This is a genomic window from Acidithiobacillus sp. TH-A36 (genome assembly GCF_057473445.1).
The window spans coordinates 1-10,305 of record NZ_JBYCKP010000191.1 but is presented as its reverse complement, the minus strand read 5'-3'; the positions used below and the strand labels follow the sequence as shown (position 1 = coordinate 10,305).

9 protein-coding genes are annotated in these 10,305 nt (G+C 54.7%); 8 read left to right on the top strand and 1 reads right to left on the bottom strand.

Annotated elements, in window-relative coordinates; all coding sequences use genetic code 11:
- The 8 genes from gpmI to AC2VLY_RS05095 all read left to right on the top strand — a co-directional run.
- On the top strand, window positions 1-814 hold an 814-nt coding region (gene gpmI / locus AC2VLY_RS05130; RefSeq protein ID WP_486921876.1), incomplete at its 5' end, for a 2,3-bisphosphoglycerate-independent phosphoglycerate mutase.
- Entirely contained in the window at window positions 815-2,269 is a 1,455-nt protein-coding gene (locus tag AC2VLY_RS05125) for a murein hydrolase activator EnvC family protein (protein WP_486892732.1), read from the top strand.
- Between the two features lie 59 nt (window positions 2,270-2,328).
- Window positions 2,329-3,786 (top strand): S41 family peptidase, encoded by a 1,458-nt coding sequence (locus AC2VLY_RS05120; RefSeq protein WP_300253295.1) that lies wholly within the window; start codon window positions 2,329-2,331, stop codon window positions 3,784-3,786.
- Window positions 3,787-3,896: 110 nt separating this feature from the next.
- Complete coding sequence (locus AC2VLY_RS05115) at window positions 3,897-4,460, top strand: DJ-1 family glyoxalase III (RefSeq protein ID WP_300253293.1); 564 nt, start codon at window positions 3,897-3,899, stop codon at window positions 4,458-4,460.
- A 63-nt stretch (window positions 4,461-4,523) separates the two neighbouring features.
- On the top strand, window positions 4,524-5,300 hold the full coding sequence (locus tag AC2VLY_RS05110; RefSeq protein WP_193651589.1) for a peptidylprolyl isomerase: 777 nt from the start codon (window positions 4,524-4,526) through the stop codon (window positions 5,298-5,300).
- Between the two features lie 173 nt (window positions 5,301-5,473).
- Window positions 5,474-5,782 (top strand): ATP-dependent Clp protease adapter ClpS, encoded by a 309-nt coding sequence (gene clpS, locus AC2VLY_RS05105; protein WP_193651588.1) that lies wholly within the window; start codon window positions 5,474-5,476, stop codon window positions 5,780-5,782.
- A 5-nt stretch (window positions 5,783-5,787) separates the two neighbouring features.
- Window positions 5,788-8,046: an ATP-dependent Clp protease ATP-binding subunit ClpA gene (gene clpA, locus AC2VLY_RS05100; protein ID WP_486921875.1), complete on the top strand. Its 2,259-nt coding sequence runs from the start codon at window positions 5,788-5,790 to the stop codon at window positions 8,044-8,046.
- Between the two features lie 107 nt (window positions 8,047-8,153).
- Window positions 8,154-9,629 (top strand): protein adenylyltransferase SelO, encoded by a 1,476-nt coding sequence (locus tag AC2VLY_RS05095; protein ID WP_193651586.1) that lies wholly within the window; start codon window positions 8,154-8,156, stop codon window positions 9,627-9,629.
- Here AC2VLY_RS05095 and AC2VLY_RS05090 read toward each other — a convergent pair.
- The coding region (locus AC2VLY_RS05090) for a type 1 glutamine amidotransferase (RefSeq protein WP_486892735.1) at window positions 9,605-10,305 on the bottom strand (701 nt) is incomplete at its 5' end. The genes AC2VLY_RS05095 and AC2VLY_RS05090 overlap by 25 nt on opposite strands.

The window sequence follows — 10,305 nt, the reverse complement described above, 5'->3', positions numbered from 1 at the left end:
CGGCAGCACACCCATCTGTATTCAGGATCATGACGCCGTCCTGTTCATGAACTTTCGTTCTGATCGCGCCCGGCAGATTACCCGCCCCTTCATTGAGGCCGACTTCGACGGGTTTCCCCGTCAGGCCACACCCAAACTCGCAGATTTTGTGACCCTCACTGAATATAGTGAACATTTTGACGTCCATGTAGCTTTTCCTCCGACCCGGCTCAAAAATACCTTCGGGGAATGGCTTGCCCAACATGGATTACATCAGTTACGCATTGCGGAAACGGAAAAATACGCGCACGTAACCTTCTTTCTGAATGGTGGTGACGAAACTGTTTATCCTGGCGAAGACCGGATTCTGATTCCTTCTCCAAAGGTCACCACCTACGATCTGCAGCCGGAAATGAGTGTGAACGCTCTGACGGATGCGCTGGTAGAGCAGGTGGAAAGTCGCCGATATGATGCCATCGTCTGCAATATTGCCAACCCCGATATGGTTGGTCACAGCGGCAAACTCAGTGCCGCCATTACTGCAGTAGAGGCCGTCGATCAAAGCCTCGGACGTATTGTCAGCGCCGTCCGTAATGTCGGTGGAGAAGTCCTGATTACCGCAGACCATGGGAATGTTGAGCAGATGCTGGATACCGAAAGTGGACAGGCACACACCTCGCATACCTGCAACCCGGTGCCCCTATTGTATATCGGACGACCCGCCGAGATCTTGTCGGGCGGTGCTCTGGAAGATCTTGCGCCAACGCTTCTGCATCTCATGGGTATGCCCATACCGCCGGAAATGGGTGGAAAAAATCTGGTACAGACTGCCTAAATGACCTCAAGGATTTTGCTCCGTTCGGTTACCCTGCTGATACTGACCGGATTACTTCCACTGGGAGCTGATGCCAGCTCGCTTCAGGAGAAAATCCAAAATAGCCGCGAAAAACTGGAGCATCTCCACGAGAATCTGGGTCAAATCCAGGCCCATCTGAACGCCGGTCAAAAAACCCAGGCGGAGCTGCGCGACGAAATCAAGACGCTTGATCTAAAAATTGCGACGACCCGAAAAAAGCTGGCTGGCATTCAGGCGCAACAACAACAAACCCAATTAAAGCTCAATGAACTGAAACAAAAAATAGCGGGATTGCAGGCAGAGTTAGTCCAGCAGAAAGACATTCTGGGTAAACAATTGCGGGGGGCTTACATGCTCGGGGGTACAACTCCCCTCGCAGTCTGGCTACAAACCGAAAAGCCCGGAGAATTGGGACGGATGAGCGTTTATTATGCTTCCCTGGCCAAAGCCCGCAGCACGCTCATTGTAAAAACCCAAAATACGGCGACACAAATCGTTCAGACACAACACCAGGTAGAGCTGAGAGAAGCGGGATTGGTGAAACTCGCCACGCAGATCCAGGCCCAGGAAAACACCTTGAACCAGCAGCGTCAGCAACATGCCACTCTCGAAAATCAGCTGACCGACCGGATCGCCAAAGACAAGGCCAAAATTGCCGAATTACAGGCTAACGCCAATATTCTTAATGGCTTGGTGGGTCGTCTGGTTGTCCAGTTCCGGCACCAGGAGGCTGTTGCCGAAGCAGCGCGACGCAAGGCAGCGGCCGAGGCGGCGGCACGTGCGGCAGCGCAGGCACGCGCCGCCGCCGAGGCAAGAGCAGCCGAACAACGCGCTGCAGCAGTACAAAAAGCCGAGGAACAACAGCGTGCGGAACAAGTCCAACGTGCTGCCGAAAATGCTGCACCTCCGACTATCGAAGTTCATCCGCCGCACATTACCACGGTTCCCCGGAAACCCGTTCCGGCACCGGTCTCACCCGCGACACCTCCGCCGCCAGTACTCCGGCCTGCTCCCAGCCCGAGCATCAGCCCGCCCAGCACCCCGATCATCGGCCATGGCCGTTATCCAGCGCCCGTTAACGGTCCCATTACCGCACGCTATGGCAGTCCGCGCGTAACCGGCGGTCTCGACTGGCAGGGTATTACTTTTCAGGCGGCACAAGGAACACCGGTTCGCGCCATTGCTCCCGGCATGGTACTTTATGCTGGCCCGCTCAGAGGTTACGGACAAATTGTGATTGTCCAGATTGGTCATAGCCTGCTCAGCATCTATGGACATCTGGGTTCCACCGATGCCCATGTCGGTGAACAAATCGCTGCAGGGCATCAGGTAGGCACGGTAGGCAGTGGCGGTGAACTGGGTAATGATGGACTTTACTTTGAAATTCGCAACGCCGGGCACCCCGTCAATCCTCTGGATTACATTCACAACTGATTTCATCCGGATCCTCCGATTCCTGGAAACCGGACCCATGCTTTTTGGAGAAATGCATTATGATCCCGCTCAATCGCATCCTGTCGCGCCCAGCTGGCACATGCCTCAAGCTCAGTGTCCTGTTGGTGCTGGGCCTGGGCAGCAGTTACGCTGGCAGTGCTTATGCAGATACGGCTCAGGATCAGAACCACATCCCCCTGCAGCAAATCCAGACCCTCAGTCAGGTCTTTGAAATCGTCAAATCCAATTATGTGGACCCTACTTCCGACAAAAAATTGATGACCGGGGCCATCAGCGGGATGGTCAATGCCCTCGATCCGCACTCTGCTTACCTGACGCCCAAGGAATTCAAGGATATGCAGGTGGTCACCAATGGCAAGTTTGGTGGCCTCGGCATTGAGGTAACCGGAGATCATGGCGTGCTCAAGGTCATCGCCCCCATGGATGGCACTCCGGCCGCCAAAGCTGGCATCGAACCCGGAGACCTGATTGTCAAAATTGACGGCAAGGCATTGCAGGGTGTTGGTCTGCAGAAAACCGTGGACATGATGCGCGGTAAAGCGGGTACTCAGGTCACCCTGACCATTTTGCGTCCGCATCAGAATCAGCCCATCCACCTGACCCTCACCCGCGCCATTATCAAGGTCCAGAGTGTACGCTCCGCCATGCTGGCACCAGATTATGGCTATATTCGCATCAGTCAGTTCCAGGAAAACACCGGTCGGGAAACGCGCCAGGCTGTGGAGCAACTGGAAAAAGCCGCCCATGGACACCTGAAAGGTCTGATTCTGGACTTACGCAATAATCCCGGCGGGGTCCTGGGTGCTGGCGTAGAAACAGCAGATACGTTTTTAAATAAGGGACTGATTGTTTACACCAAGGGACGGACCCCCGACAGCGACATGCGCTTTACGGCACATGGCCCGGATTATCTCCACGGCGCACCCATGATCGTCCTGATCAATGGCGGCTCTGCTTCGGCTGCCGAAATTGTCACTGGCGCACTCAAGGACGACCATCGTGCCCTCGTCATGGGACAGCGCAGTTTTGGTAAGGGTTCTGTCCAGACCGTCATTCCCCTGAGTAATGGTGGCGCACTCAAGCTGACCACCGCTCTGTACTACACGCCGGCAGGTTGCTCCATTCAAAGTCAGGGCATTGTGCCCAATGTCGAAATTCAGCCTGCCAATCCCCAGCTGCGGGCGATGGATGAAGATCTGCTCAAGGAGTCGGAATTACAGGGCGTTCTCAAAGCTCCCGATACTTGCAGCAAGGTAAAACCGCAGTACACCATCACGGCACCGGTCAGCAAGCCCGCCCTCGTCACAGCAAAAACCAGTAGTGGCTCTGCTTCGGAAGAAGCCATGGAGGCCGCCAGCGTCCTCAAGCCGAATCTGGAAAAAGATTATGTCTTACGCGAGGCTTTGGCGATTCTCGAAAAACAGGCGGTACCTGTTGATGAAAATGGTCATAGCGTTCCAGAAGTGATTCCCTTGTCTGTTGCCTCTGGTCAATAAATTTGAACCGGGATAAATCCCATGAAAATGCGGTCAAACCGACGTGGTTTTCTGAAATGAGCGAGTTTGGCAATCATGCACTTAAGTAAAAATTACGGGGTAGCTGGCTAATGTCTTCAGCCATTCAGGTACTCATCCCGGTCGCCGACGGCTTTGAAGATATGGAAGTCGTTATTTGTAGTGACATTCTGCGCCGCGCCGGATGCCAGGTGACCATCGTTGCGTTGCGCCCGGGTCCAGTCACTGGTGGTCGCGGCCTCTGCCTGGTCCCGGACACTACCTGGGATGAGCTGGCCGCTACCGAGATGGATGTGATTGTGCTTCCCGGAGGAGCAGCCGGCGTTGAAAACCTTGAAAAACACAGCCCTCTACTGGAGTTGCTGCTTCAGCGGAAACAGCAGGGGAAACTGATTGCGGCCATTTGTGCGGCACCGGGCTTGCTGGCCCGCCAACACTTGTTGGAAAACCGCCATGTAACAGCCTATCCGGGGGTGCTGGATCCGCTCAGCAAGGAATATCATTATGAAAGTTCTGCCGTAGTCGTTGATGGCCCACTGATCAGTTCACGCGGTCCCGGTACGGCTATGGATTTTGCCCTTACCTTGGTGGAACTCCTTCTGGGTCCTGAAAAAAAACGGGAAACAGAAATTCCTCTGCAACGTAGTTCCTGCTAACACTTCCCCTTTGTCTGTGACTATGGATAATAGGGGAGCATCACTTAACCTGAAGGAAAATTTATGAAACTTCGCGCGGTCGTTCTTGCTGCCACTATCAGCGCTTTTGCAGTACCTGCTTTTGCTGCTCCCGTAGCTACTGTCAACGGTACCCCCATCGACAATAGTGAGGTCCAGGCCATCATGTCCATGAGTCCGGCGCTGGCGAAAGAGCCCAATGCCCACGAGCAGGTCGTGCAGAATCTGGTCAACATGGAAGTCCTGTCCCAGTATGCCACCAGCCATAATCTGGCTCAGTCTCCTGATGTCAAAGAACGACTGGCTATGGCCAAGCGCCAGATATTGGCAGATGCCGCTGTAGATCAATATGTTCAGGAGCATCCAGTTCCCGAATCCGATATCCAGGCGGCTTACAACAAATTTGTGCAGGCCATGGGCAAAAAAGAATACGAAGTCCGGCATATTCTGGTCAAAACCAAGGCAGAAGCCGACAAGATCATGGCCGAACTCAAGGCTGGCAAGAAATTTTCAACCTTGGCGGAAAAAGACTCCATCGACAAGGCCAGTGCAGCCCATGGCGGCGAACTCGGCTGGATTGTTCCTGGTATGGTGGTACCGCCTTTCGCCCAAGCTGTTGAAACCGCACCCATTGACAAGCCTGTAGGCCCGGTGCAGACCCAGTTCGGCTACCATGTCATTGAAGTACAGGCGACGCGTGCTTTGACCCCGCCGCCTCTGAGTGCCATGAAGGATCGTATCAAGGCCCAGCTTTCCCAGCAGGAAGCCGCCAAGTTCGTATCCAACCTGCGTAGCCAGGCGAAAATCAACATTACCAAGTAATTGCAGCATTTTTGCTTCTGCTGGCGCCGGGATTTTCCCGGCGCTTTTTTTTGTCGATGCCCGCCCCCATATCCAATCGGGCTTGGGGTGTTTGTTTAAGCGGTTTCGCCTTGCCAGCGGTCGGGGCAGACGCCACAATGGAGGCAGACAACGTCAATCATGGAGCAGGGGAAATGAGTAAAACGCAGCATCGCCGGAGTACGATCCTGGAGCGTGATCCGAAGACGGAAGAGCCGAGGATGTACAAGGTGTTGCTGATGAATGATGACTTCACGCCGATGGATTATGTCGTGCATGTTCTCGAAGCCTATTTCCACAAACCTCATGAGGAAGCTGTTGCGGTGATGATGTCCGTACATCATCAGGGTAAGGGTCTCTGCGGTGTATTCCCTTATGATCTGGCCGAAACCAAGGTCGCTCTGGTCACGGCAGATGCCCGGCAACACCAGCACCCACTCCGCTGCATCATGGAAAAGGAGTAGTCCCGATGATCGACAAGGCCTTGGAAAAATCCATCAACCAGGCATTTCAGATTGCCCGTCAGTACGGTCATGAGTATGCGTCAGTAGAACATTTGCTGCTGGCTCTGCTGGATAACCCTGAGGGGCTGGATGTACTCAAGGCCTGTGGCGGAAATGCTGCGCATCTATCCATGGAATTGCAAAACTTTCTGGAGCGCAAAGTGCCCACCATGGGCCCCGCCGGAACCGTCAACACCCAACCCTCGGTAGGCTTTCAGCGGGTCATTCAGCGCGCCCTCTACCATGTCCAATCCGCAGGCAAGGATGCCGTTTCCGGGGCCAATGTTATTGTCGCCATGTTTGCCGAGCGCGAATCCCATGCGGTTTACTTCTTGCAGAAAGAACACGTTACCCGACTGGACGTTGTCAACTATCTGGCGCACGGAATGCGCAAGGATGAAGCCATGGACGAGGAAGAAGAAGAAATCGAAGGGAGTACCGAAAAAAAGGGTAACAGCAAGGACCCCCTGCAGGCCTATGCTCGCAATCTGAATACCATGGCCCGTGCCGGACGCCTGGACCCGCTGATCGGGCGTCAGGAGGAAGTCACCAGAGCCTTGCAGGTATTGGCACGTCGCCGCAAAAACAATCCCTTGTTTGTCGGCGAACCGGGGGTCGGCAAGACGGCTATTGTGGAAGGCATTGCCAGAGCCATTGTCGCCGGAAAAGTCCCGGAAATGCTGGAGAATGTCACCATTTACGCACTGGATCTGGGTGCCCTGATTGCCGGATCCCGCTATCGGGGAGACTTTGAGGAACGCCTCAAGGCGGTTTTGAAAGCGCTGCGCAAACAACCGGGCAGCATTCTCTTCATTGATGAAATTCACACTCTCATTGGTGCCGGAGCAGCCTCCGGAGGAGCCATGGATGCTTCCAACCTGCTCAAGCCGGCGTTGGCCTCCGGCGAGCTTAAATGTATTGGAGCCACCACCTATCAGGAGTTCCGCCAGCATTTCGAGAAAGACCGGGCGCTTACCCGGCGCTTTCAGAAAATTGATGTTCCAGAGCCCACCCAGGAAGAGTCAGTACAAATTCTGCGCGGACTGAAAGGCCAGTTTGAGCAGCACCACAATCTCCGCTACACCGATACGGCGCTGCGGGCAGCAGTGGAGCTTTCGGTCAAGCATATTCATGATCGCCATCTGCCTGACAAAGCCATTGATCTGATTGACGAAGTGGGTGCGGCTCAGGCATTGCTGCCTCCCTCGCGGCGGAAAAAAAGCATTGGCGTCCACGACATTGAAGAAATGGTGGCCCGCGTAGCGCGCATTCCCGGTAAAAATGTTTCTCTGGATGATCGTCAGGCGCTGAAAAATCTGGAAAGAGATCTGGGTCTGGTCATCTACGGACAGGCAAAAGCCATTCATGAGCTTTCCGCAGCCATCAAAATGGCCCGGGCCGGGCTCCGGCACCACGAAAAACCGGTGGGCACATTCCTGTTTTCCGGACCCACTGGCGTGGGCAAAACCGAACTCAGCCGCCAGTTGTCCAGCCTGCTGGGTATCCCGTTATTGCGCTTCGACATGAGTGAATACATGGAGCGCCATACGGTATCCCGTCTCATTGGCGCGCCTCCGGGTTATGTGGGGCATGATCAGGCCGGTCAACTGACGGAAGCGGTCAGTCGTAACCCCCATTCCGTGCTGCTGCTCGACGAAATTGAAAAAGCCCATCCGGATATTTTCAATGTATTGCTGCAAGTCATGGACCACGGCAAGCTGACCGATGCTGGCGGTCGTTCGGTGGATTTCCGCAATGTCGTCCTGATCATGACCACCAATGCCGGCGCTGAGTCCCGAAACAAGGCGAGCATTGGCTTCATGAAGCCTGCAGAACTGGAAGGTGGTCAGGAAATGGAAACCATCCGGCGGATATTTTCACCGGAATTCCGAAATCGTCTGGATGCGGTTGTACCCTTCAGCGCCCTGTCTCGAGACACCATTCTCCATGTGGTCGACAAATTCATCATGGAACTGGATGAGCAGCTCCTCAGCAAGGGTTACAGCCTCGAAATCAGTCCTGAACTCCGGCAATGGCTGGGCGACAAGGGCTATGATCCGCAAATGGGCGCACGGCCCATGGCGCGTGTCATTCAGGAACACCTGAAAAAGCCTCTGGCCGAGCATATTCTTTTTGGAGATCTGCCCAAGGGCACCCGGATCAGCGCCACACTGGAAGATGGTGCAGTGAAGTTGCGGATTCCCGAAGCGGTGACCCAGGAATGAACCTGAAAACAGCAGAGGATCCGGCGGCTTTGCCGCAATTTTGGCCCGTGCCGTTAGCACAGAAAGCCTCCGGGTCCTCTGCCAAATTCTGGATGGTTCGATAAATCATGAGCACTTACGGCTTTCATTTTGACAACAGCTACGCCCGCGAACTGGAGGGATTTTTCGCCCCCTGGCAAGCGGCAACCGTGCCTTCCCCCCATATATTGCTTCTCAACCATGCTCTGGCGACGCAACTGGGACTTGACGATGCCGTCCTGGACAGTGACTGGGGCGCTGCCATTTTTTCCGGCAATGAAATTCCGGAGGGCGCGCAGCCTTTGGCCCAGGCTTATGCCGGGCATCAGTTTGGCCATTTATCCCCGCAATTGGGAGATGGTCGAGCCTTGTTGCTGGGTGAACTACTGGACCCGAATGGTCGGCGCTGGGACCTCCAGCTCAAAGGCTCCGGGCGCACCCCTTTTTCGCGCGGTGGGGACGGCAAAGCGGCCATCGGCCCCGTACTCCGGGAATATCTGATGGGCGAAGCCATGGCCGCGCTCGGCATTCCCAGCACCCGTGCACTGGCTGCCGTCAGCACCGGTGAAATTATTCATCGCGACACGCCGCTGCCCGGTGCCATTTTGGCCCGTGTTGCTGCCAGTCATATCCGCGTCGGTACTTTTCAGTTTTTTGCGATTCGCAATGATCAGGAAAAAGTCAGGCAACTGGCCGATTATACGATTGCCCGTCATTATCCTGCAGCACAAACCGTTACCAATCCCTATCTGGCCCTGTTTAATGCCGTCGCCGACCAGCAGGCGGCGCTGCTTGCCCGCTGGATGCTGGTGGGATTCATCCATGGCGTCATGAACACCGATAACATGAGTATTGCCGGGGAAACCATTGATTATGGTCCCTGCGCTTTCATGGACCGCTACGATCCTGCCACCGTATTCAGCTCCATCGACAGTCAGGGACGCTATGCCTTCGGCAATCAACCGCTGATCGCCCAGTGGAATCTGACCCGTTTTGCGGAAACTCTTGTCGAACTGGTTGATCCTGACAGCGAAGCCGCCATTCGCCAGCTGACCGCAGCCATCAACCATTTCCCGAAAGTTTATGCAGCTTACTGGCTACAGGGCATGCGCGCCAAACTTGGCCTACACACAGAAGAAGAACAGGACCAGGAATTGGCCCAGGACTTTCTGACGACGCTGGAAGGTCAATCCGTGGATTATACCCGGGCATCCCGAAGCCTGTCGGCTGCAGCTCTGGGGAACCCTGCGGCGTTGCGCAGCCAGTTTGAAGATGCTGCAACTGTGGATGTCTGGTTGCAACGCTGGCAGGATCGTCTGTCGCGGGAACCCATGCAGGCTGAGGAAATAGCACGACATATGGATCAGGTGAATCCCGTCTATATTCCGCGCAATCATAAAGTGGAAGAAGCCCTGAATGCAGCAACCCAAAACCGCGATCTCAGTCTTTTCCACCAGCTGCTCAAAGTCCTCTCCGCGCCTTTTACTGAACGCCCCGGTCTGGAAAGCTACGCGCAACCCGCACCCGAAAGCTTCGGAGTTTACAAAACCTTCTGTGGCACCTGAGTGCTGAGAAAATCCAGAACGCGCTGAACCTGTGCGTGGATTTGCTCATAAGCGTCTGAAGGAGCATCCAGCATCTGCTCCACACTCTGAATAGTAGGCTGATCGGGTATGATTTCATCCGCACAGTGCCGGATCAGGGCATCAATGCTGAACGCCGTACTTTCGAGGTGGAATTGTAATCCTATGATTTGATTTCCTATCTGAAAAGCCTGATTCTCACAGGCGGCACTATGGGCCAGACGGGTTGCTCCCGGCGGCAAATCAAAAGTCTCGCCATGCCAATGGAAAGCCTGTATCTGCCGGGGAAATTGAAAATGATCGGCGTCAGATACTTCCGCATATACGGGAAACCAGCCAATCTCCTTCTGCTTGCCCGGAACAACCCGCGCCCCGCAGACATGGGCAAGCAGCTGCGCACCCAGGCAAATGCCCAGAATCGGCAAATCCGCCGCTATGGTTTCACCAATAAAGCGTTTTTCCGCAGACAACCAGGGATAAATCGCTTCATCGTGAATGCTCATAGGACCACCGAGAATAATCAGCAGATCAAACTCTGTGGGCGCTGGCAATGCGCTATTTTCATAAAAGCGCGTCCAGGACACTCTGGCTTTGCGGTCCTCAAGCCAGGTTTCCATACTACCCAGTCCTTCAAAAGCCACATGCTGGAGAACATGAA

Coding starts and splice junctions, on each gene's coding strand:
- AC2VLY_RS05125 (WP_486892732.1), top strand. CDS start 815: ATGACCTCAAGGATTTTGCTCCGTTCGGTTACCCTGCTGATACTGACC.
- AC2VLY_RS05120 (WP_300253295.1), top strand. CDS start 2,329: ATGATCCCGCTCAATCGCATCCTGTCGCGCCCAGCTGGCACATGCCTC.
- AC2VLY_RS05115 (WP_300253293.1), top strand. CDS start 3,897: ATGTCTTCAGCCATTCAGGTACTCATCCCGGTCGCCGACGGCTTTGAA.
- AC2VLY_RS05110 (WP_193651589.1), top strand. CDS start 4,524: ATGAAACTTCGCGCGGTCGTTCTTGCTGCCACTATCAGCGCTTTTGCA.
- clpS (WP_193651588.1), top strand. CDS start 5,474: ATGAGTAAAACGCAGCATCGCCGGAGTACGATCCTGGAGCGTGATCCG.
- clpA (WP_486921875.1), top strand. CDS start 5,788: ATGATCGACAAGGCCTTGGAAAAATCCATCAACCAGGCATTTCAGATT.
- AC2VLY_RS05095 (WP_193651586.1), top strand. CDS start 8,154: ATGAGCACTTACGGCTTTCATTTTGACAACAGCTACGCCCGCGAACTG.